Here is a 20,678-nt window from a genome sequence, read left to right on the forward strand (position 1 = left end):
GGCCGCGTGGCCAGGCCTTGCCCACCCTTGTTACCGGGAGTTTTTGATGCACGCCGACTCGACGGCAGCAGTATCCGTGCCGTCCAACGATTTTTTCCTCGCCCGTCAGCCTATCCTCGGTCGTGACCAGCACCTCGTCGCCTTCGAGCTGCTGTTTCGCGCCGCAGGCGAAGACGACGACGCCAAGCTGACCGACGGCGCCGCGGCGACGGCGGCCGTGATCTCGCACGCCTCCCAGCTCGGCATGGAGCAGGTGGTGGGCGAGCAGCTGGCCTTCGTCAACGTCGACGAAGTGGTCCTGATGAGCGACTTCGTACGCTTCCTGCCGGCCCACAAGGTGATCCTCGAGATCCTCGAGACCGTGCAGCCTTCCGAAAAGCTGCTGGCGCGCGTGGCCGAGCTCAAGGAGCTGGGCTTCAAGTTCGCAGTCGACGACGTGATCGAGCATTCCGGCGAGCTCGACCGGCTGCTGGCGCTGGTCGACGTGATCAAGGTCGACATCAAGGGGGTAAGGCCGGAGGAGCTGGCGCGCCTGGCCGATTCGCTCAGGGGCACCGGCAAGAAGCTGCTGGCGGAGAAGGTCGAGACCCTCGACGAATTCCGTTTGTGCATGGAACTCGGCTTCGAGTACTTCCAGGGCTATTATTTCGCGCGCCCGGCCATCCTGTCGGGCAAGAAGATCACGCCTTCCGAAATCGCGGTGCTGCGCCTGCTGGAACTGGTCAACTCGGACGCCGACGCCCAGGCCATCGAGGCCGCGGTCAAGCGCGACGCCCTGATCAGCCTGAACCTGCTGCGCCTGGTGAACAGCCGCGCGGCCCCGGGGCCGCAGATCGAATCGCTGTCCCAGGCCCTGAGCCAGCTCGGGCGGCGCCAGCTCGCGCGCTGGCTGCAGATCCTGCTTTACACCTCGGCCGGGGCCAGGGTCGATTTCGATTCGCCCCTGCTGCAACTGGCCACCACCCGCGGCAAGATGCTGGAGCTGATGACCCAGCGCGTGCGCCCGCGCGACAGCGCCAGCGCCGACCGCGCCTTCACGGTGGGCATCATGTCCCTGGCCGACGCCCTGTTCTCGGTGCCGATGCGCGACATTCTCGACAACGTCGAGGTGGCGGACGACGTGCGCGCCGCGCTGCTCGAGCGCGAGGGCGATTTCGGCGTCATGCTGCGCATCGCCGAGATGCTCGAGGCCGCCACCGGCGGCCGCAAGCTGGCGGCCGAACTCAAGAAGGTCGGCCTGACCGGGGCCGAGATCCGCGACATCGAACTGGCCGCCTTCGACTGGGTGCGCGAGCTAACCCACGACGTGTCCTGAGCCGGCCCGATCGAGGCGGCCCGATCAAGGCGGCTCGATCGAGCGGCTCGACGCAGACGGCTTATTGTCCCAGCAGCAGGAACACGGTCGGCTTCTTGTGGAAGTCGGGCGCCTTGCCGGCCGCCAGCTCGGTCTTCCACTTGCCCGCCGCCTGGGTGCGCACCGTTTCGCTGGCCAGGGTCAGGTCGGTCGCCACGCACACCAGGGTGCCCGGCTGGCAGGCCGCCACCAGGGCTTCCAGCATCTGGCCGTTGCGGTAGGGCGTCTCGATGAAGAGCTGGGTCTGGCGTTCGCTGCGCGAACGGTTTTCCAGTTCGCGGATGCGCTTGGTCCGCTGGGCGGCGTCGGTCGGCAGGTAGCCGTTGAAGGCGAAGCTCTGGCCGTTCAGGCCGCTCGCCATCACGGCCAGCAGCAGCGAGGAGGGCCCGACCAGCGGGCGCACCGCGATGCCCTGCTGGTGGGCCAGGCGCACCAGGTCGGCGCCCGGGTCGGCCACCGCAGGCACCCCGGCTTCCGAGACCAGTCCGGCATCGCGTCCGGCCTTGAGCGGGCCCAGCAACTGGGCCAGGGCCTGGGGCGGGGTGTTCACGTTCAGCTCGGCGATCTCGATTTCCTGCAGCGGCCTGGCCAGCGGGTGGTCGATTGCGACCAGCTTGAGGAAGGCGCGCGCGGTCTTGGCATTTTCGGCCACGAAGTAGTCGAGCCGGGAGGTGATGGCCTGGACCTGGGTCGGGAGCAGGGCGGACAGGGCGCCGGAGGCCGGATCGACCGGGCCGAGGGTGTTGGGAATCAGGTAAAGCGTGCCAGCCATAAATGCATTGGAAAGTGGTCGGGTGCCGCTCAGGGGCGGAAGAAGGCGACGCCGGCGCGGCGCAGCATGCCGGTGAGGGCGATCAGGGGCAGGCCGGTGAGGGCGGTCGGGTCGGACGAGTCGATGCGTTCGAGCAGGGCGATGCCGAGGCCCTCGTTCTTGGCGCTGCCGGCGCAGTCGTAGGGCTGCTCGATGCGCAGGTAGGCGTCGAGCTCGGCGTCGGGCAACTCGCGGAAGCGCACGAAGACCTGCACGTTCTCGATCTGGGCGGCCTGGTCCGGATCGCTTTCGCGGCCGTCCCACAGGCAGAGCGCGGTATGGAACACGACTTCGCGGCCTCGCATCAGGCGCAATTGCTCGAGGGCACGGGCATGGTCGCCCGGCTTGCCGATCTGCAGGCCGTCGAGGGTGGCGACCTGGTCGGAACCGATCACCAGGGCGCCGGGGTGCAGGCGCGCCACCGCGCCGGCTTTCTCGCGCGCCAGGCGCAGGGCGGTGTCCTGGGGCGCTTCGCCGGCCAGCGGGGTCTCGTCGATGTCCGGGGCGACGGCCTCGAAGGGCAGGCGCAGCCGTCCCAGCAGCTCGCGGCGGTAGGCGGAGCTCGAGGCGAGAATCAGGCGCGGCGGGGCGGAACTTGGTATCATGTCGGCGCTCGAAAGAAAACCATCAGTAAAACAAATAGATAGCTGCCTCGCAGCAAGCAAATCCGATGAATCCCGGGCTCCGCGCAACAGCCGCTTGCCGGCGGGTTAAAAAACTGCGCAAGTCTTTGACTCTGCGGCGAGAAGCCTGTTATTATCGCAGGTTTTCCGGGGTATGTTCCAAATGAGCGCTTTTGTCATCGACGCCTTCGAGTTTTGTCGGAACAATGGAGTCCGCGAGGGTCAGACCCGCGTGGCCGACATGCCCCGCCTGGCTGCGGATTGCGCCGACAACAGCGGTGAGATCCGCTGGAGCATCGAAGGCGGCCAGACCCGCCAGGGCTACCCGTCGATGACCCTGTCGGTCGCCGGCACGGTCCAGCTGGTGTGCCAGCGCTGCCTGCAGCCCTTCGGCCACGAGCTCGATTCGTCCACCATGCTGGTGCTCGGCAAGGACGACGAGGAAGCCGACCAGATCGAGGAAATCCTCGACGACGAGAGTATCGACGTGATCGTCGGCAGCCACGCCACCGACATCCGCGACCTGCTCGAGGATGAAGCCCTGCTGGCCCTGCCGCAGGCACCGAAACACGATGTGTGTCCGGACACCCAGCTCCTGGACAGCCTGAAGACCGAAAAGGTCTCGCCGTTCGCCAGCCTCAAGGGGCTGGGCGGCCAGAAACCCGAATAAAGATAGTAGTACCGCAGTGGCAGTACGACGAAAGAACGTGTCAAACGCGTGCAGCAGTCGAGTATGGCAGTAGGCAGTAGATGTAGGCAGCGTTAAAACATGTCGGCGTGTCAGGGGGAAGATGCTCTGGGATTGCCGGTGGGATACTCGATGCGCATGTAATTGCAAGTCGAATGTGTTAGAATTTTAGAACTTATGTATTAGGAGTCATCATGGCAGTTCAACAGAATAAGAAGTCCCCCTCGAAGCGCGGCATGCATCGTTCGCACGATTTCCTGACCGCCCCGAACCTGGCAGTCGAGCCGACCACCGGCGAGACCCACCTGCGTCACCACATCAGCCCGAACGGTTTCTACCGTGGTCGCAAAGTCCTGAAGACCAAGAACGACGAGTAATCGACGTCTTGTCCTCGGTATCATGAAAGCGGTGCAACGTCAGACCTCTGCGTGGCGCCGCTTTTTCTTTGCGCATGTCCCTGTTTTCGGCTGCAAGTCTAGTTTGCACACCGTCATTTACCATCGCGCGGATTCCGGCCGGCCTGATGCCCCGCCGTCTTCCCCTCTTGCCGCCTGCTGTCTTTAAGCCGCGGCAACTCCCGACAAATGACAATTAAAATCTCCATTGACTGCATGGGCGGCGATCACGGCCCCTCAGTTACCATTCCAGCAGCCATTTCCTTTCTAAAAAAGCAAGTCGACGCCGAACTCGTTTTGGTCGGCAACGAAGAGCTGCTGCGTAACGAACTCAAGAAACACCATGCCGAGGGCCTGCCGCGCCTGTCGGTGAAGCACGCCAGCGAAGTCGTCGCCATGGACGATCCGGTCGAGGTGGCCCTGCGCCGCAAGAAGGATTCGTCGATGCGCGTGGCGATCGAGCTGGTCAAGGACGGCAGCGCCAACGCCTGCGTCTCGGCCGGCAACACCGGCGCCCTGATGGCCGTCTCGCGCTACGTGCTCAAGACCATGGCCGGGGTCGACCGCCCGGCCATCTGCTCGATCATGCCGAACCAGAAGAACGGCCCCACCTACGTGCTCGACCTCGGCGCCAACGTCGACTGCGAGCCCCACCACCTGCACCAGTTCGCGATCATGGGCTCGGTCCTGTGCTCGGCCATCGAAGGCATCGAGCGCCCCCGCATCGGCCTGCTGAACGTCGGCACCGAGGACATCAAGGGCAACGACGTGGTCAAGTCCACCGGCGTCCTGCTGCGCGACGACCACGAGCGCGGTAAACTGAACTTCCACGGCAACGTCGAAGGCAACGACATCTTCAAGGGCACGGTCGATGTGGTCGTCTGCGATGGCTTCGTCGGCAACGTCACCCTGAAGGCGATCGAAGGCCTGTCGCGCTTCGTCAAGTCGGTCTTCAAGGAAAGCCTGCTGTCGATGCTGGGCGCGCTGCTGGCGCGCAAGGCGCTTAAGAAGCTGAATCCGGAGCGCTACAATGGCGCCGGCCTGCTGGGCCTGAAGGGCCTGGTGTTCAAGAGCCACGGCGGCGCGAACGCCTACGCCTTCGAGTGGGCGATCAAGCGCGCCTACGAGGCCGCGGCGCACAACGTACAAGAGCATCTGTCGGCCCTGATCGCCGAACTGATGCCCTCACCCGACCCCGAGCGCCAGGCCTGAGGGCCCCGCCCGGACGGCCGTGTTCAATAACTAGCAGGATGGTGAAGCAATGACTGTATACAGCAAGATCACCGGCACCGGCAGCTACCTGCCGGCCAAGCGCGTCAGCAACGAGCAGCTCGCGGCCCAGCTGGCCGAACAGGGCATCGAGACTTCGCACGAGTGGATCGTCACCCGCAGCGGGATCGAGGCGCGCCACTACGCGGCGGCGGACGAGAATTCGTCCGACCTGGCCGTGCACGCGGCGCGCAAGGCGCTCGAGATGGCGGGCAAGCAGCCGGAGGACATCGACCTGGTGCTGGTCGCCAGCTCCACCCCCGACTTCCACGGCAGCTTCCCCAGCACCGCCTGCATCGTCCAGCAGAAGCTGGGCATGCACAACAACAGCGCCGCCTTCGACGTCCAGGCCGTGTGCAGCGGCTTCGTGTATGCGCTGTCGACCGCCGACGCCTTCATCCGCTCGGGCATGCACAAGACCGTGCTGGTGATCGGCGCGGAGGTGTTCTCGCGCATCCTGGACTTCACCGACCGCACCACCTGCGTGCTGTTCGGCGACGGCGCCGGCGCCGTGGTGCTGGAAGCCTCCAGCGAGCCGGGCATCCTGGCCTCCAAGCTGCACGCCGACGGCCGCCATTCCGACATCCTGTCGGTGCCGGGCAGCCTGGCCCAAGGCGCGATCGCCGGCAGCGGCTTCCTGTACATGGACGGCCCGGCGGTGTTCAAGCTGGCCGTCACCGTGCTCGAGGAAGTCGCGCACGAAGTGCTGGACGCGGCCAGGGTGCGCCCGGCCGACATCGACTGGCTGGTGCCGCACCAGGCCAACCTGCGCATCATGAAGGGCACCGCCAAGAAACTCGACCTGCCGCTCGAGAAGATGGTCGCCACCGTCGGCGAGCACGGCAACACCTCGGCCGCCTCGATCCCGCTGGCGCTGGACCAGGCCGTGCGCGACGGCCGCATCAAGCCGGGCCACAACGTCCTGATGGAAGGCGTGGGCGGCGGCTTCACCTGGGGCGCGGTGCTGGCGCGCATGTAAGCGCCCGAGCCGCGCTTCGTCTCAACCCATTGAGGACAACAAGAAGATGAGCAAATTCGCATTCCTGTTCACGGGCCAGGGCGCCCAGGCCGTCGGCATGCTGAACGGCTTCGCCGGCAACCCGGTCGTCGAGCAGACCGTGCTGGAAGCCTCCGAAGCCCTGGGCTTCGACCTCGGCCGCCTGATCGCCGAAGGCCCGAAGGAAGACCTGGACCTGACCACCAACACCCAGCCGGTCATGCTGACCGCCGCCGTCGCCGTCTACCGCGCCTGGATCGCGGCCGGCGGCCCGGCGCCTTCGGTGGTGGCGGGCCACAGCCTGGGCGAGTACTCGGCCCTGGTGGCTGCGGGCGTGATCCCGTTCAAGGACGCGGTGCCGCTGGTGCGCTTCCGCGCCCAGTCGATGCAGGAAGCGGTGCCGGTGGGGCAGGGCGGCATGGCCGTGATCCTCGGCCTGCAGGCCGATGACGTGCGCGCGCTGTGCCAGGAAGCGGCCCAGGGCGAGGTGGTCGAGGCCGTGAACTTCAACGAGCCGACCCAGATCGTCATCGCCGGCCACACCGCCGCGGTCGACCGCGCCTGCGAACGGGCCAAGGCCAAGGGTGCCAAGCGCGCCATGAAGCTGGCGGTCTCGGCGCCTTTCCATTCCTCGCTCCTGAAACCGGCATCCGACCGCCTGCGTACCTATATGGCGGCGCTGGAATTCGCCGCGCCGCAGATCGACGTCATCAACAACGTCGACGTCGCCGTGCTGAAGGATCCGGAAGCCATCAAGGACGCCCTGGTGCGCCAGGCCGCCGGCCCGGTGCGCTGGGTCGAGACCATGCAGAAGATGGCCGCCGAAGGGGTGACCCAGGTCATCGAGTGCGCTCCCAGCAAGACCCTGATCGGCATGGCCAAGCGCATCGATCCGGTGCTGGCTGGCGACGCCCTCGTGGACCAGGCTTCGCTCGAGCACGTGCTGAGCGCACTCAAGCAGGCCTGAGAACCAAGCTTGACGCAGATCTGCGGCTAATCGAAACCGTCAATCAAAGGACAACAATGAATCTGGAAAACCAAGTCGCCCTCGTCACCGGCGCCTCGCGCGGCATCGGCAAGGCCATCGCGCTCGAACTGGCCCGCCAGGGCGCCAAGGTGGTCGGCACCGCCACCACCGAGAGCGGCGCCCAGGCCATCACCGACTACCTGGCCGAATTCGGCGGCAAGGGCCTGGTCCTGAACGTCACCGACGCGGCGCGCTGCGCCGAGGTGGTGGACGAAGTGCAGAAGGGCTACGGCAGCCTGTCGATCCTGGTCAACAACGCCGGCATCACCCAGGACAACCTGGCCATGCGCATGAAGGACGAGGAATGGGACAGCGTGATCGCGACCAACCTCACCTCGGTCGGCCGCCTGTCGCGCCTGGTACTGCGCGGCATGATGAAGGCCAAGCACGGCCGCATCATCAACATCACCTCGGTGGTGGGCGCCTCGGGCAACCCGGGTCAGATGAACTACGCCGCCGCCAAGGCCGGCGTGGCCGGCATGACCCGCGCCCTGGCGCGCGAGATCGGCAGCCGCAACATCACCGTCAACTGCGTGGCGCCCGGATTCATCGACACCGACATGACGCGCGCCCTGGGCGACGACCAGCACGCCGCGCTGCTCGGCCAGATCCCGCTGGGCCGCCTGGGCAAGCCGGAAGATATCGCCCACGCCGTGGCCTTCCTGGCCGGCCCGACCGCCGCCTACATCACGGGCACCGAGCTGCACGTGAATGGTGGCATGTTCATGAATTGATGCGGAAAGTGCCGGCGCCCCTTTTCATAGGGGAAAGCCGGCGCAATCTCATCTTTTAGCAGGAGTTTCGGTCGAATTAGCTGCAATCGCCGAAAATAGTTTTTCAAGGCGCAAACCTGATAAAATGCGCGCACTTTCCGCAACACATACCTTAATGGAGCCAAAACATGTCGGATATCGAACAACGCGTTAAAAAAATCGTCGCTGAGCAACTGGGCGTTGCCGAAGCAGACATCAAAATCGAATCCTCGTTCGTTGACGACCTCGGCGCAGATTCCCTGGACACCGTCGAACTGGTGATGGCACTGGAAGACGAGTTCGAAATGGAAATCCCTGACGAACAGGCTGAGAAGATCACCACCGTCAAGCAGGCTATCGACTACGCCACCGCGCACGTCAAGGCCTAAGCTGCTTTAAAAGTTTTTGGGAGAAACGCTTGAGCCGTTCACGCAACCGCCGTGTCGTCGTTACTGGCCTGGGCTGCATTTCACCAATCGGCAACACGATTGCCGAGGCGTGGGACGCGGCGCTGGCGGGTAAGTCGGGCATTGCCAACATCACCAAGTTCGACGCGACGCCGTTCACGACGCACTTCGCCGGCGAAGTCAAGAACTTCAATGTCGAAGACTACCTGCCTGGCAAGGAAGGCCGTCACATGGATACTTTCATCCATTACGGCATGGCGGCCGGCATCCAGGCCCTGCAGGATTCGGGCCTGGAAGTGACCGACGAGAACCGCGACCGCATCGGCGTGACCATCGGTTCGGGCATCGGCGGCCTGCCGATGATCGAAGCCACCAAGGACGAATACGCGGCGCGCGGTCCGCGCCGCATCTCGCCCTTCTTCGTGCCGGCTTCGATCATCAACATGATCTCGGGCGATCTCTCGATCAAGTTCGGGCTGCGTGGTCCGAACCTGGCCATCGTCACGGCCTGCACCACCGGCCTGCACTGCATCGGCGCGGCTGCGCGCCTGATCGAATACGGCGACGCCGACGTGATGATCGCGGGCGGCGCCGAGTCGACCGTTTCGCCGCTGGGCCTGGGCGGCTTCGCCTCGGCACGCGCGCTGTCGACCCGCAACGAGGATCCGGCCACCGCTTCCCGTCCCTGGGACAAGGACCGCGACGGCTTCGTGCTGGGCGAGGGCGCCGGCGTCATGGTGCTGGAAGAATACGAACACGCCGTCAAGCGCGGCGCCAAGATCTACGCGGAAGTCATCGGCTTCGGCATGAGCGCGGACGCCAACCACATCACCTCGCCGGTCGAAGACGGCAGCGGCGCGGCGCGCTGCATGGTGGCGGCACTGAGCAACGCCGGCCTGAACCCTGACCAGGTCCAGTACGTCAATGCGCACGGCACCTCGACCCCGCTGGGCGACGTGGCCGAAGTGCGCGGCATCAAGCGCGTGTTCGGCGACCACGCGAAGAACATCGTGGTCAACTCGACCAAGTCGATGACCGGCCACCTGCTGGGCGGCGCGGGCGGCCTGGAATCGGTGTTCACCGTGCTGGCGATCCACAACCAGGTCTCGCCGCCGACGATCAACATCTTCAACCAGGATCCGGAATGCGACCTGGACTTCTGCGCCAACCAGGCGCGCGAGATGAAGATCGACTACGCGGTCAAGAACTCCTTCGGCTTCGGCGGCACCAACGGCACCCTGGTCTTCGCCAAGGTCTGATCCTTCCGGGTTTACCCTCAGATGAACTCCGCACGCCCATCCCTGTCCAAGGGGATGGGCGCCCGTCTCAACCGGTAACGGCCATCCCGGCCTCGCGTCCCGCAACCGGCCTGCATTTCCCTACCGGCGTGCTTCCCGGTACGTTCTTTCCTATACAACATGTCCGTCGCGGTGACATCCGTCGTCGTGCTGTCGCGCCGCCTGCGTCTCCTGCTGGCGGCCTTCGGCCTGTCCCTGTTCGCGGCCGCCGCGGCCGTAGGCTGGCTGCTGCCCGGGCGCTTCGTCTCGCCGCTGGCGGCGCTGCCGCCGCTGCTGGCCGGTCTCGCGCTCTGGCATGCGGCCTGGGCTGGTCCGGCGCCCCTGGGGGCGCGCGGGCGCCGGGGACCGGCGCTACGCGGGATTGATATTTCTGGAGTCGGGCGGATACGCCTGACGGTACAACAAGACCTGCGCCATCCGATTTGCGTACCCGCCGAGGCCTTGCCCGGCGCCACCGTCTGGCCCGCGTGCATGCTGCTGCGCCTGAGCCCCAAGCCGGAGGCCGGAACGCGCGCGGCAGGCGAGAACGCGAGCGCGAACGCAAGCGGGAGCGCAAGCGGGATCGCAGGCGGGAGTGAACGCGGGAGCGAAGACGGGAACGCAAACGGGAGCGAAGACGGGGGCGAAGACGGGAAAAAGGGCGGGAACGCGGTCGGGAGCGCAGGCGGGAACGCGGTCGGGAACCCAGGCGGGAACGCGGTCGGGAACCCAGGCGCGAGCGGGCGAGGGGCGGAAAGCGCTGCGGATGTCGGCGCGCACGGCACTCGGCCCCTGGCTTGGCGGCTCCTGCTACTGCCGGACAATGTCGCGCCTCAGGCCTACCGCCGGCTGGCGGTGGCCTTGCGCGCCCAGGCTGCGCGGACCTTGGAGGCCGGGCCCGGGCTGGAAACAAAAAATACTTTGAACTTATTGCAGTAGGCCAACTCTTATATACGAAGGTCTGCTGCAGCCGATGGGACACCGTCCGTGACGACAGAACGCGAGTGTGATCAGCTGCTGGTGGAGCGCGTCCAGGCCGGGGACCGGCAGGCGTTCGACCTCCTCGTGGCCAAGTACCAGCGCCGCCTCATGCGCCTGGTATCGCGCCTGGTGCACGACCCGGCCGAGGCCGAGGACGTGGTGCAGGAGACCTTCATCAAAGCATTCCGGGCGCTGCGCCACTTCCGCGGCGACTCGGCCTTTTATACCTGGCTGTACCGGATAGGAATCAACACCGCAAAGAACTTTCTAGTCACCCAAGGACGCAGGGCGCCGACCTCGACCGAGGCCGACGCCGAACGCGCCGAGGGATTCGACGATGCAGACAGCCTGCGAGACATCAACACCCCGGAATCGGTGTTGGCCAGCAAGCAGATCGCCCACACCGTCAACGCGGCCATGGAGGCGCTCCCGCTGGAACTGCGCACGGCAATCGTTCTGCGTGAAATCGAAGGACTGAGCTACGAAGAAATCTCCGAAGTGATGGCCTGTCCCATAGGCACCGTGCGCAGCCGGATTTTCCGTGCGCGCGAAGTCATCGCCGAGAAATTGCGCCCTTTGCTCGATTTCCCGGTTGACAAACGTCGGTAGGTAGCGAGATCGTACACAGGCGCAGCACATCTTGAACACACCGACGGCGACAAGCGATGGACATCAACAAAAAATTCCGCGAACACATCTCCGCGCTGGGCGACGGCGAGTTGCCCGCCGACGAGCTGGAGCTGGCGTTCGCCGCATTGCAGGAGCCCAGCGGCCGCGCCGCCTGGGACCTGTACCACCGCATCGGCGACATGCTGCGCGCGCAGCCGGTGCCGGATCTCTCGCCGGATTTTCAGGCCCGCCTGGCGGAGCGGCTGGCTCAGGAAGCCTTGCCGGCCAAGCGCCCGCCTGCGGCGGGGGAGGGCGAGGCCAAGCTGCCGCCGGCGGTGTCCAATCCCTAGGGGCATTCCGGCGCGCGGCCTGCTCTCACGGGGTCGCGCCCCCTCTGTTTGTGGTACGCGCCATGGCGCCTGCGGCTTCCCGCGCCCAAGTTCCTGCACACCCATCACCGCTGCGCCAGTCCCAAGCCCTACGCACGTCGTTCCCGCGCAGGCGGGAACCCAAGTTTCCTGCACACCCGTCATTGCTGAACATGGCCGAGCATGCAAACTTGGGTTCCGCCTTCGCGGGAAGTCGTAGGCGCCAGTGGCGCGTACGACGAGGGGGAGGGCGCGCCCTGCGCACGTCGTTCCCGCACGCGGGAAGCCAAGTTCCTGCGCACCCATCACCGCTGCGCCTGTCCCAAGCCCTACGCACGTCGTTCCCGCGAAGGCGGGAACCCAAGTTTCTTGCACACCCGTCATTGCTGAACATGGCCACGCATGCAAACTTGGGTTCCCGCCTGCGCGGGAAGTCGTAGGCGCCAGTGGCGCGTACGACGGAGAAGGGGGCGCTCCGCATGCATACCCACGCGCCGCGACAAAGCGCGGATTTTGGCTTACCATTCAGTCAATCATAGCCCTGATAACCCCATCTCCATGACAAGCAAAACTGCCAGCCTCATCCTGTCGGCACTGCTCGTGTCCGGCGCTTCCGCCTTCGTCCACGCCCCGGCCTTCGCGGCCGCCGCTCCCGTCCCCACCCCGACCGTCACCGGGCTTCCCGACTTCACCGACCTGGTCGACAAGGTCAGCCCGGCCGTGGTCAACATCCGCACCACCGAGCGGGTCCGCGCGCGTGGTGCGCCGGGCGAGGAGGAGATGCAGGAATTCCTGCGCCGCTTCTTCGGCGGGGGCGTGCCGCGCGGTGGCGGCCGCCGCGCACCCCAGCAGCAGGAAGAACAGGAAGTGCAGCGCGGGGTCGGATCCGGCTTCATCATCTCCAACGACGGCTACGTGCTGACCAATGCCCACGTGGTCGAGGGCGCCGACGAGGTCACCGTCACCCTCAACGACCGGCGCGAATTCAAGGCCAAGGTGCTGGGCGCCGACCGCCGCTCCGACGTGGCCCTGCTTAAGCTGCCGGCCACCAACCTGCCTTACCTGCGCACCGGCGACTCGAGCAAGATCCGGGTCGGCGAATGGGTGCTGGCGATCGGCTCGCCTTTCAACCTCGACAACACCGTCACCGCCGGCATCATCTCGGCCAAGTCGCGCGACACCGGCGAGTACCTGCCCCTGATCCAGAGCGACGTGGCGGTCAACCCCGGCAACTCGGGCGGCCCCCTGATCAACCTGCGCGGCGAGGTGATCGGCATCAATTCCCAGATCGCCACCCTGTCCGGCGCCTATAACGGCATTTCCTTCGCGGTCCCGATCGACGAGGTGATTCGGGTCTCCGACCAGCTCAAGAAGACCGGCAAGGTCACCCGCGGCCGCCTGGGCGTGCGCATCAGCGAAGTCACGCGCGACGTCGCCGAGTCGCTCGGCCTGGGCAAGGCGCGCGGCGCCGAGGTCTCGATGGTCGAGCCGGGCGGCCCGGCGGAGAAGGGCGGCATCAAGGTTGGCGACATCATCCTGGCCTTCAACGGCCAGCCGATCGAATCCACCCGCGACCTGCCGCGCCTGGTGGGCGCCGCCAAGGTCGGCAGCCGCGCCAGCGTCACCGTGTGGCGCCGCGGCAGCCAGCTCGAGGTGCCGGTCACCGTGGTCGAGCTGCAGGACGACAACCCGAACCCGGCGCGGCCGCAACCCGGCAAGCCGGCCCCGAACGCCGCCCCCAACGCCCTTGGCCTCAATGTCTCCGCCCTGAGCGCCGAGCAGCGCCGCGAGCTGGGCGTCGAGGGCGGGGTGCTGGTCGAGAACGCCCAGGGCAATGCGGCCACGGCCGGCATCCGTGCGGGCGATTTGATCCTCCAGGTGGGCAATACGCCGGTCAACGACGTCGCCCAGTTCAACGCCCTGGTCGGCAAGCTCGATCCGAAGAAACCGGTGGCCGTGCTGGTGCGGCGCGAAGGCATCACCCAATACCTCGTGATCAAGCCGCGCCAATGAGCATTCCCTTCACCCTGTACTCGCGCTCCTGGTGCCACCTGTGCGAGGACATGCTGGCGGCGCTGCGGGCGCTGGAGGCGCCCGGCCGGCCCTTCGCCATCACCGTCCTCGACGTCGACGCCGACCCCGCCCTGGTGGCGCGCTTCGACGAGCTGGTGCCGGTGCTGTACGGGGACCCGGCGGAGCCGGAACTCTGCCATTACTTCCTGGACGAGGCGGCGGTCAGGTCTTACCTGGCCAGCGTCGACGCCGCGCGCGCGGCCGCTCCGGCCTGAGTCGGCGTCGCCCGCGGGCCTCACGGGGCTTGCCTTGGGGCGTTTTGCCCCGAGATATCCCCCCGAGGCCCCCGGAAACCGGGCTTTCTGCCTCGAAATCCGGTAAAATGCCGGGGCCGGAAAGCTTCTGTCCACGTCACACCAGCTTCCCTTGCTTTGATAAGGCGCTCGCCTGGGACCGTCCCGGCCCCGACGCAGCGCTTTTTTCGTATTGCGCTGCATGTCGCGGCGCCGGTTGCCGCCGCGGGCGGTATGGCCGGCCGCGGCCTTTTTGGTTTTGAGCTTTGTTAATGAACAACATACGTAACTTCTCCATCATTGCCCACATCGACCACGGTAAATCGACCCTGGCCGACCGCATCATCCAGTTGTGCGGCGGGCTGTCGGAACGCGAAATGGACGCGCAGGTGCTCGACTCGATGGACCTGGAGCGCGAGCGCGGCATCACCATCAAGGCCCAGACGGCGGCGCTGCAGTACAAGGCGCGCGACGGCCAGACCTACAACCTGAACCTGATCGACACCCCCGGTCACGTCGACTTCAGCTATGAAGTCTCGCGCTCGCTGTCGGCCTGCGAAGGCGCGCTGCTGGTGGTCGACGCCTCCCAGGGCGTGGAAGCCCAGACCGTGGCCAACTGCTACACCGCGCTCGACCTGGGCGTGGAAGTGGTGCCGATCCTGAACAAGATCGACCTGCCGCACGCCGATCCCGACAACGCCAAGAAGGAAATCGAGGACGTCATCGGCATCGACGCCTCGGACGCGACGGTCTGCTCGGCCAAGACCGGCCTGGGCGTGGAAGACGTGCTCGAGACCCTGATCGCCAAGGTGCCGCCGCCCAAGGGCGACCCGGATGCGCCGCTGCAGGCCCTGATCGTCGACTCCTGGTACGACCCCTATGTGGGCGTGGTGATGCTGGTGCGCGTGGTCAACGGCACCCTGCGTCCGAAGGACAAGATCCTGCTGATGGCGACCGGTTCGGTGAACCTGGTCGAGAACATCGGCGTGTTCACCCCGCGCTCGGTCTCGCTTCCGGAACTGTCGGCGGGGCAGGTGGGCTTCATCATCGCCGGCATCAAGGAACTGACCGCCGCCAAGGTCGGCGACACCGTGACCCTGGCCAACAAGCCGGCCCCCGAGCCGCTGCCGGGCTTCAAGGAAGTCCAGCCGCAGGTGTTCGCCGGCCTGTTCCCGGTCGAGGCCAACCAGTACGACGCCCTGCGCGATTCGCTCGAAAAGCTCAAGCTGAACGACGCCGCCCTGATGTACGAGCCGGAGGTGTCGCAGGCCCTGGGCTTCGGCTTCCGCTGCGGCTTCCTCGGCCTGCTGCACATGGAGATCGTGCAGGAACGCCTGGAGCGCGAGTTCGACATGGACCTGATCACCACCGCCCCGACCGTGGTGTACGAGGTCGAGATGCGCGACGGTTCGATCATCCGTGTCGACAATCCGTCGAAAATGCCGGAGCCGTCCAAGATCAACGAGGTGCGCGAACCGATCGTCGACGTCAACCTGTACATGCCGCAGGAATACGTGGGCTCGGTCATGACCCTGTGTAACAACAAGCGTGGCGTCCAGATGGACATGGCCTACCACGGCCGCCAGGTCAAGCTGCATTACGAGATCCCGATGGCGGAAATCGTGCTGGACTTCTTCGACCGCCTGAAGTCGACCTCGCGCGGCTACGCCTCGATGGATTACGCCTTCAAGGAAAACCGCGCCGCCGACGTGGTCAAGGTCGACATGCTGATCAACAGCGAGAAGGTGGACGCGCTGGCGATCATCGTCCACCGCGCCAACGCCCCCTACCGCGGACGCCAGGTGGCGGCCAAGATGCGCGAGCTGATCCCGCGCCAGATGTTCGACGTGGCGATCCAGGCCGCCATCGGCGCCACCATCATCTCGCGCGAGAACGTCAAGGCCTTGCGCAAGAACGTGCTCGCCAAGTGCTATGGCGGTGACATCTCGCGTAAGAAGAAACTGCTGGAAAAACAAAAAGCCGGTAAGAAACGCATGAAACAGGTCGGTTCCGTGGAGATTCCGCAGGAAGCCTTCCTGGCTATCCTCCAGGTGGACGAAAAATAATGAACCTGCAACCCATCCTGGGCAATTTTGCCCTGATCCTGTTCGTGGCCATGGTGATCACCGGTGTGATCTGGTGCCTCGACGTGTTCTACCTGGCCAAGCAGCGCCGCCGCAGCGCCGACGCGGCCCTGGCCGAGTTCGACGCCCGCCACGCCAAGCTGACCGCGAACGGGATCAAGGTGGACGAGGCCGGCAAGCGCGCGGCCCTCGAGCACGCGATCCTGCGCCAGCCGACCTGGATCGAGTACTCGGGCAGCTTCTTCCCGGTGATCGCCCTGGTCTTCGTGCTGCGCTCCTTCCTGTGGGAGCCCTTCAAGATCCCGTCGTCCTCGATGGTGCCGACCCTGCTGGTGGGCGACTTCATCCTGGTGAACAAGTACACCTATGGCATCCGCCTGCCGATCATCAACAGGAAGATCATCGAGGTGAACGATCCCCAGCGCGGGGACGTCATGGTATTCAAGTACCCGAAGGACATGAGCCAGGATTACATCAAACGCGTCATCGGTGTGCCGGGTGATAAAATCACCTATGAGAACAAGCGCCTGACGGTAAACGGCGTGCCGGTCGCTTACACCCCGCTGGACGACTACCTGGACGACCAGCACCCTGTTTACCACAAGCAATTCGTGGAGAAACTCCCGGGCAAGGAGGGCGTGACCGAGCACCGCATCCTGAACACCGAGAACCGTCCGACCTTCGATCTCGGCACCGTGGAGAACTTCCCCCAGCGTGAAGCGTGCGACTATTCCTACGAGAAATTTACCTGTATCGTACCGGAAGGCAACTACTTCATGCTGGGCGATAACCGTGACAACAGCCAGGACAGCCGCTATTGGGGCTTCGTTCCGGACAAGAACATCGTTGGCAAGGCGATCGTCGTGTGGATGAACTTCGGCAATCCGAAACGGATTGGCGGCATCCGGTAACTCACGGGGAGGGGAAATGGGTCGTAACAAGCAATTCGTGGTGGGCGCCGAGCGCGGCGTATCGCTGACCGGGCTGATCGCGGTGCTGGTGGTCCTGGGCGTGCTGGCCGTGCTGGCCATGAAGCTGGTGCCGGCCTACCTGGAATACAGCGCGGTCAAGGACGCGATCGTGCGCGCCAAGGAAACCGGCGGTAGCCCGCGCGAAATGCAGGCGGCCTTCGACAGGACGGCCAGCGTGAACGACGTGACGGCCCTGCGCGGACGTGACCTGGTGATCACGCGCGAAGGGGGCGAGCCGGAAATCAGCTTCGCCTATGAAAAGCGGGTCCCGCTGGCGGGCAACGTCAGCATCGTGATCGACTTCGCCGGCACCACCGACCCCAGCGGCGTGGTGGCGGCCTCGAGCGGGCAGGACCGGTAAGGTCCGGAGCCCGGTAATACAGCAGCACCCGGCGCGGCCGGGCGTGGACGACATCGACAATGAATCTTCAGTTATTGCAAACGCGCTTGGGGTATACGTTCCGGGAATCCGGGCTGCTTCAGCAAGCCCTGACCCACCGTAGCCACAGCAGTTTGCATAACGAGCGCCTGGAATTCCTGGGCGACTCGATCCTGAATTGCGTCGTCGCGTCCATCCTCTACGAGCGCTACGCCGGCCTGGACGAGGGCGACCTGTCGCGCCTGCGCGCCAACCTGGTCAAGCAGCAGTCGCTGTTCGAGATCGCCCAGAAGCTCGAGCTCTCGCAGTTCCTGCGCCTGGGCGAGGGCGAGCTCAAGTCGGGCGGTTTCCGCCGCCCCTCGATCCTGGCCGACACCCTGGAGGCGATCCTGGGCGCGATCTTCCTCGACAGCGGCTTCGAGTCGGCGCGCACCGTGATTCGCACCTTCTACATCCCGCTGCTGGAAACCGTCGACCCGGCCACCCTGGGCAAGGACGCCAAGACCCTGCTGCAGGAATTCTTGCAGAGCAAGAAGATTCCGCTGCCCACCTATAACGTGGTGGCGACCCACGGCGCCGCCCACAGCCAGGAATTCGAGGTCGAATGCCTGGTGCCCAAGCTGAACATCCAGGTTTTCGGACGCGGCGGCAGCCGCCGCGCCGGCGAGCAGGCCGCGGCCCGGCTCGCCCTCGAGGTGGCCCAGCAAGCCCTGACCAAGGCGCCCGGCGCCCGCAAATCGAAACCGCGCGCGGCCCAGCTCAAGCTGGCCGGCATCGCCACCATCCAGGCCGAGGCGCCGGCCGCCGCGCAACCGGAACAACCAGGAACCACCCCATGAACGGCAGTACCCAAGACCACTTCCGCTGCGGCTATATCGCCATCGTCGGCCGCCCCAACGTCGGCAAGTCGACCCTGATGAACGTGCTGATCGGCGCCAAGGTCTCGATCACCTCGCGCAAGGCCCAGACCACGCGCCACCGCATCACCGGCATCCAGACCCGCGACGACGCCCAGTTCATCTACGTCGACACCCCGGGCTTCCAGACCCGCCATGCGAATGCCCTGAACAAGACCCTGAACAAGACGGTCTCGAACACCCTGACTTCCTCGGACGTGATCCTGTTCCTGGTCGAGGCCGGCACTTTCGGCCCGGCCGACGAGCAGGTGCTCAATCTGCTGCCCAAGAACGTGCCGGTGGTCCTGGTGATCAACAAGTCGGACCGCATGAAGGACAAGGCGGTCCTGATGCCCTTCGCGCAAAAGGTGGCGGCGCTGCGCGACTTCGCCGCCATCGTGCCGGTCTCGGCCAAGATGCGCTTCCAGGTCGACGCCCTGGAAGAAGAGATCAAGCGCCACCTGCCGGAAAACCCGCCGATCTTCGGGCCGGACGACATCACCGACCGCAGCGAGAAGTTCCTGGCCGCCGAGATCGTGCGCGAAAAGGTGTTCCGCCTGCTGGGCGACGAGCTGCCCTATACCAGCACGGTGCTGATCGAGCAGTTCGAGCAGGAAGGCAACTTGCGCCGCATCTTCTCGGCCATCCTGGTCGAGCGCGACAGCCACAAGGCCATGATCATCGGTAACAAGGGCGCGCGCCTGAAAGAGATCTCGACCCAGTCGCGCCTGGACATGGAAAAGCTCTTCGGCGGCCCCGTGTACCTGGAGATCTGGGTCAAGGTCAAGTCCGGCTGGGCCGACAACGAAGCGGGCCTGCGCGCCTACGGCTACGAGTAAGCGCAGGGGGACCTCCAGGCACGCATGCCCAGCCACGACGACCTCGACGATGCGCAGGAACTGATCGCGCCCGCACTTGCCGGCGGCGAGCCGGCCGGCCAGCCGGAGCGGCGCATCCGTGCGCGCGCGCCCTTGCGCGAGGGCAGGGTGGTGGGCCAGCCGGGCTTCGTGCTGCACAGCTACCCCTACAAGGAAACCAGCCTCATCGTCGACATGTTCACGCGCGACCACGGCCGCGTGGGCCTGGTGGCCAAGGGCGCCAAGCGCCCGCTGTCCAAGCTGCGCGGCGTGCTCCAGACCTTCCAGCCGCTTTCGGTGTCCTTCAGCGGCAAGTCCGAGCTGCGCACCCTGATCGACGCCGAATGGGTGGGCGGCATGCTGCCGCTGGAGCGCACCGCGCTGCTGTGCGGCTTCTACCTGAACGAGCTGCTGGTCAAGCTGCTGGCCCGCGACGACCGCCATCCGGCCCTGTTCGACCACTATGTCTCGACCCTGAACCAGCTCGCCCACGGCGAACCGGCCCAGATCGTCTTGCGGAAATTCGAACGGGCCCTACTTAAGGAGACGGGCGTGGCGGCCGAGCTGGGGCGCTCGACGCGCACCCGCGCCGCGGTCGAGCCCGCCGCCAGCTACGTGGTCGACCCCGAGCGCGGTCCGCGCGAAGCCCAGCCGGCCGAGGTCTGGCCTGTGGTCTCGGGCAAGACCCTGCTCGACATGGAGCGCGAAGACTACGCCGACCCCGTGACCCAGGCGCAGAGCAAGCAGCTGATGCGCTTCCTGCTGGCGCACCAACTGGGCGGGCAGCCGCTCAACACGCGCCAGATTTTGATCGACCTGATGCAGTTATGATGCATTGATAACCGACCTACAACCATGAGCTTCCTGCACCCCGCCGGCCCGGTGATCGACCTGGGCGTGAACATCGACCACATCGCCACGGTGCGCAACGCGCGCGGCACCAGCTACCCGGACCCGATCCGCGCGGCCCTGCTGGCCGAGCAGTCCGGCGCCGACCTGATCACCCTGCACCTGCGCGAAGACCGCCGCCATATCAAGGACGCCGACGTGCTGGCCCTGCGTCCCCAGCTCGCCACGCGCATGAACCTGGAAGCGGCGGTGACGCGCGAGATGATCGACTTCGCCTGCCAGGTGAAACCCCAGGACGTCTGCCTGGTGCCGGAGCGGCGCGAGGAAGTCACCACCGAGGGCGGCCTGGACGTGATCCGCTACTACAAGGAAGTGGAAAGCGCGGTCAAGCAGCTGCAGGGCGAGGGCATCCGCGTCTCGCTCTTCATCGACGCGGACGAACAGCAGATCGAAGCCGCGCGCGCGGTGGGCGCGACCGTCATCGAGCTGCACACCGGGCGCTATGCCGAGGCCGAAGGTGCGCAAGCCGCGCACGAGCTGGAGCGCATCAAGGCCGGCGTGCACGCCGGCGTGACGCGCGGCCTGCGCGTGAACGCGGGTCACGGCCTGCACTACACCAACGTCCAGCCGGTCGCGGCGATCCGCGACATCCACGAGCTCAACATCGGCCACGCGATCGTCGCCCACGCCCTGTTCGCGGGCTGGGAGAACGCGGTGCGCGAGATGAAGGCGATCATGGTCGCGGCGCGCCTGGGCGTGTCCTACCAGGGGGCCTGAG

The 20,678-nt window shown here is 65.9% G+C and carries 23 protein-coding genes; 21 read left to right on the forward strand and 2 right to left on the reverse strand.

Translation table 11 applies throughout. From position 1 onward, the window contains the following. Positions 1 to 46: 46 nt before the first annotated feature. A complete protein-coding gene (locus B0920_RS02360) occupies positions 47 to 1,315 on the forward strand; it encodes an EAL and HDOD domain-containing protein (protein WP_078030987.1) in 1,269 nt (422 codons plus the stop codon). 61 nt (positions 1,316 to 1,376) lie between these two features. On the opposite strand, the gene B0920_RS02365 is transcribed toward B0920_RS02360, so the two are convergent. Next, complete coding sequence (locus B0920_RS02365) at positions 1,377 to 2,126, reverse strand: SAM-dependent methyltransferase (protein WP_078030988.1); 750 nt, start codon at positions 2,124 to 2,126, stop codon at positions 1,377 to 1,379. Between the two features lie 29 nt (positions 2,127 to 2,155). Continuing rightward, the gene (locus B0920_RS02370; protein ID WP_078030989.1) at positions 2,156 to 2,770 is read right to left on the reverse strand and encodes a Maf family nucleotide pyrophosphatase; all 615 of its coding nucleotides are present in this window, start codon (positions 2,768 to 2,770) and stop codon (positions 2,156 to 2,158) included. A 181-nt stretch (positions 2,771 to 2,951) separates the two neighbouring features. Between B0920_RS02370 and B0920_RS02375 the strand changes: the two genes are divergently transcribed. From B0920_RS02375 to B0920_RS02470, 20 genes are all read left to right on the forward strand, one after another. After that, on the forward strand, positions 2,952 to 3,458 hold the full coding sequence (locus tag B0920_RS02375; RefSeq protein ID WP_078033250.1) for a DUF177 domain-containing protein: 507 nt from the start codon (positions 2,952 to 2,954) through the stop codon (positions 3,456 to 3,458). Between the two features lie 212 nt (positions 3,459 to 3,670). Further along, positions 3,671 to 3,853 (forward strand): 50S ribosomal protein L32, encoded by a 183-nt coding sequence (gene rpmF / locus B0920_RS02380; protein ID WP_005666806.1) that lies wholly within the window; start codon positions 3,671 to 3,673, stop codon positions 3,851 to 3,853. A 207-nt stretch (positions 3,854 to 4,060) separates the two neighbouring features. Beyond that, the gene (plsX, locus tag B0920_RS02385; protein WP_078030990.1) at positions 4,061 to 5,083 is read left to right on the forward strand and encodes a phosphate acyltransferase PlsX; all 1,023 of its coding nucleotides are present in this window, start codon (positions 4,061 to 4,063) and stop codon (positions 5,081 to 5,083) included. Positions 5,084 to 5,132: 49 nt separating this feature from the next. Further along, complete coding sequence (locus B0920_RS02390; protein WP_078030991.1) at positions 5,133 to 6,119, forward strand: beta-ketoacyl-ACP synthase III; 987 nt, start codon at positions 5,133 to 5,135, stop codon at positions 6,117 to 6,119. 46 nt (positions 6,120 to 6,165) lie between these two features. Next, a complete protein-coding gene (fabD, locus tag B0920_RS02395; protein WP_078030992.1) occupies positions 6,166 to 7,104 on the forward strand; it encodes an ACP S-malonyltransferase in 939 nt (312 codons plus the stop codon). Between the two features lie 56 nt (positions 7,105 to 7,160). Continuing rightward, positions 7,161 to 7,898, forward strand: coding sequence for a 3-oxoacyl-ACP reductase FabG (gene fabG, locus B0920_RS02400; protein ID WP_078030993.1), 738 nt, complete (start codon positions 7,161 to 7,163; stop codon positions 7,896 to 7,898). Between the two features lie 167 nt (positions 7,899 to 8,065). Next, positions 8,066 to 8,305, forward strand: a complete 240-nt coding sequence (gene acpP, locus B0920_RS02405) for an acyl carrier protein (protein ID WP_020653257.1) — start codon at positions 8,066 to 8,068, stop codon at positions 8,303 to 8,305. 29 nt (positions 8,306 to 8,334) lie between these two features. Continuing rightward, on the forward strand, positions 8,335 to 9,582 hold the full coding sequence (fabF, locus tag B0920_RS02410; protein ID WP_078030994.1) for a beta-ketoacyl-ACP synthase II: 1,248 nt from the start codon (positions 8,335 to 8,337) through the stop codon (positions 9,580 to 9,582). A 159-nt stretch (positions 9,583 to 9,741) separates the two neighbouring features. Further along, positions 9,742 to 10,539: a hypothetical protein gene (locus B0920_RS02415; RefSeq protein WP_078030995.1), complete on the forward strand. Its 798-nt coding sequence runs from the start codon at positions 9,742 to 9,744 to the stop codon at positions 10,537 to 10,539. Between the two features lie 48 nt (positions 10,540 to 10,587). Then, positions 10,588 to 11,190 carry an RNA polymerase sigma factor RpoE gene (gene rpoE / locus B0920_RS02420; protein ID WP_078030996.1) on the forward strand — a complete coding sequence of 201 codons (603 nt, stop codon included), beginning with the start codon at positions 10,588 to 10,590 and terminating at the stop codon, positions 11,188 to 11,190. A gap of 56 nt (positions 11,191 to 11,246) precedes the next feature. Further along, the gene (locus B0920_RS02425; protein WP_078030997.1) at positions 11,247 to 11,540 is read left to right on the forward strand and encodes a sigma-E factor negative regulatory protein; all 294 of its coding nucleotides are present in this window, start codon (positions 11,247 to 11,249) and stop codon (positions 11,538 to 11,540) included. Between the two features lie 576 nt (positions 11,541 to 12,116). Beyond that, positions 12,117 to 13,571 (forward strand): DegQ family serine endoprotease, encoded by a 1,455-nt coding sequence (locus B0920_RS02430; RefSeq protein WP_078030998.1) that lies wholly within the window; start codon positions 12,117 to 12,119, stop codon positions 13,569 to 13,571. Then, positions 13,568 to 13,846, forward strand: a complete 279-nt coding sequence (locus tag B0920_RS02435) for a glutaredoxin family protein (RefSeq protein WP_078030999.1) — start codon at positions 13,568 to 13,570, stop codon at positions 13,844 to 13,846. Before B0920_RS02430 ends, B0920_RS02435 begins: the two co-directional genes overlap by 4 nt. A gap of 290 nt (positions 13,847 to 14,136) precedes the next feature. Beyond that, the gene (gene lepA, locus B0920_RS02440; protein ID WP_078031000.1) at positions 14,137 to 15,930 is read left to right on the forward strand and encodes a translation elongation factor 4; all 1,794 of its coding nucleotides are present in this window, start codon (positions 14,137 to 14,139) and stop codon (positions 15,928 to 15,930) included. Next, positions 15,930 to 16,859: a signal peptidase I gene (lepB, locus tag B0920_RS02445; RefSeq protein WP_078031001.1), complete on the forward strand. Its 930-nt coding sequence runs from the start codon at positions 15,930 to 15,932 to the stop codon at positions 16,857 to 16,859. Before lepA ends, lepB begins: the two co-directional genes overlap by 1 nt. A gap of 16 nt (positions 16,860 to 16,875) precedes the next feature. Then, positions 16,876 to 17,280 carry a DUF4845 domain-containing protein gene (locus B0920_RS02450; protein ID WP_078031002.1) on the forward strand — a complete coding sequence of 135 codons (405 nt, stop codon included), beginning with the start codon at positions 16,876 to 16,878 and terminating at the stop codon, positions 17,278 to 17,280. Between the two features lie 59 nt (positions 17,281 to 17,339). Then, on the forward strand, positions 17,340 to 18,137 hold the full coding sequence (gene rnc, locus B0920_RS02455) for a ribonuclease III (RefSeq protein ID WP_078031003.1): 798 nt from the start codon (positions 17,340 to 17,342) through the stop codon (positions 18,135 to 18,137). Continuing rightward, on the forward strand, positions 18,134 to 19,033 hold the full coding sequence (gene era / locus B0920_RS02460; RefSeq protein WP_078031004.1) for a GTPase Era: 900 nt from the start codon (positions 18,134 to 18,136) through the stop codon (positions 19,031 to 19,033). Before rnc ends, era begins: the two co-directional genes overlap by 4 nt. A 24-nt stretch (positions 19,034 to 19,057) precedes the next feature. Continuing rightward, positions 19,058 to 19,882 (forward strand): DNA repair protein RecO, encoded by an 825-nt coding sequence (gene recO, locus B0920_RS02465; RefSeq protein ID WP_078031005.1) that lies wholly within the window; start codon positions 19,058 to 19,060, stop codon positions 19,880 to 19,882. Positions 19,883 to 19,906: 24 nt separating this feature from the next. Then, the gene (locus tag B0920_RS02470; RefSeq protein ID WP_078031006.1) at positions 19,907 to 20,677 is read left to right on the forward strand and encodes a pyridoxine 5'-phosphate synthase; all 771 of its coding nucleotides are present in this window, start codon (positions 19,907 to 19,909) and stop codon (positions 20,675 to 20,677) included. The last annotated feature ends 1 nt before the right edge of the window (position 20,678 follow it).

The organism is Massilia sp. KIM (genome assembly GCF_002007115.1).
Lineage (GTDB): Bacteria > Pseudomonadota > Gammaproteobacteria > Burkholderiales > Burkholderiaceae_D > Telluria.

What these genes read in the sequence shown, in the direction of transcription:
- B0920_RS02360 (WP_078030987.1), top strand. Translation starts at nt 47, where the DNA reads ATGCACGCCGACTCGACGGCAGCAGTATCCGTGCCGTCCAACGATTTT.
- B0920_RS02365 (WP_078030988.1), bottom strand. Translation starts at nt 2,126, where the DNA reads ATGGCTGGCACGCTTTACCTGATTCCCAACACCCTCGGCCCGGTCGAT.
- B0920_RS02370 (WP_078030989.1), bottom strand. Translation starts at nt 2,770, where the DNA reads ATGATACCAAGTTCCGCCCCGCCGCGCCTGATTCTCGCCTCGAGCTCC.
- B0920_RS02375 (WP_078033250.1), top strand. Translation starts at nt 2,952, where the DNA reads ATGAGCGCTTTTGTCATCGACGCCTTCGAGTTTTGTCGGAACAATGGA.
- rpmF (WP_005666806.1), top strand. Translation starts at nt 3,671, where the DNA reads ATGGCAGTTCAACAGAATAAGAAGTCCCCCTCGAAGCGCGGCATGCAT.
- plsX (WP_078030990.1), top strand. Translation starts at nt 4,061, where the DNA reads ATGACAATTAAAATCTCCATTGACTGCATGGGCGGCGATCACGGCCCC.
- B0920_RS02390 (WP_078030991.1), top strand. Translation starts at nt 5,133, where the DNA reads ATGACTGTATACAGCAAGATCACCGGCACCGGCAGCTACCTGCCGGCC.
- fabD (WP_078030992.1), top strand. Translation starts at nt 6,166, where the DNA reads ATGAGCAAATTCGCATTCCTGTTCACGGGCCAGGGCGCCCAGGCCGTC.
- fabG (WP_078030993.1), top strand. Translation starts at nt 7,161, where the DNA reads ATGAATCTGGAAAACCAAGTCGCCCTCGTCACCGGCGCCTCGCGCGGC.
- acpP (WP_020653257.1), top strand. Translation starts at nt 8,066, where the DNA reads ATGTCGGATATCGAACAACGCGTTAAAAAAATCGTCGCTGAGCAACTG.
- B0920_RS02415 (WP_078030995.1), top strand. Translation starts at nt 9,742, where the DNA reads ATGTCCGTCGCGGTGACATCCGTCGTCGTGCTGTCGCGCCGCCTGCGT.
- B0920_RS02425 (WP_078030997.1), top strand. Translation starts at nt 11,247, where the DNA reads ATGGACATCAACAAAAAATTCCGCGAACACATCTCCGCGCTGGGCGAC.
- B0920_RS02430 (WP_078030998.1), top strand. Translation starts at nt 12,117, where the DNA reads ATGACAAGCAAAACTGCCAGCCTCATCCTGTCGGCACTGCTCGTGTCC.
- B0920_RS02435 (WP_078030999.1), top strand. Translation starts at nt 13,568, where the DNA reads ATGAGCATTCCCTTCACCCTGTACTCGCGCTCCTGGTGCCACCTGTGC.
- lepA (WP_078031000.1), top strand. Translation starts at nt 14,137, where the DNA reads ATGAACAACATACGTAACTTCTCCATCATTGCCCACATCGACCACGGT.
- lepB (WP_078031001.1), top strand. Translation starts at nt 15,930, where the DNA reads ATGAACCTGCAACCCATCCTGGGCAATTTTGCCCTGATCCTGTTCGTG.
- B0920_RS02450 (WP_078031002.1), top strand. Translation starts at nt 16,876, where the DNA reads ATGGGTCGTAACAAGCAATTCGTGGTGGGCGCCGAGCGCGGCGTATCG.
- rnc (WP_078031003.1), top strand. Translation starts at nt 17,340, where the DNA reads ATGAATCTTCAGTTATTGCAAACGCGCTTGGGGTATACGTTCCGGGAA.
- era (WP_078031004.1), top strand. Translation starts at nt 18,134, where the DNA reads ATGAACGGCAGTACCCAAGACCACTTCCGCTGCGGCTATATCGCCATC.
- recO (WP_078031005.1), top strand. Translation starts at nt 19,058, where the DNA reads ATGCCCAGCCACGACGACCTCGACGATGCGCAGGAACTGATCGCGCCC.
- B0920_RS02470 (WP_078031006.1), top strand. Translation starts at nt 19,907, where the DNA reads ATGAGCTTCCTGCACCCCGCCGGCCCGGTGATCGACCTGGGCGTGAAC.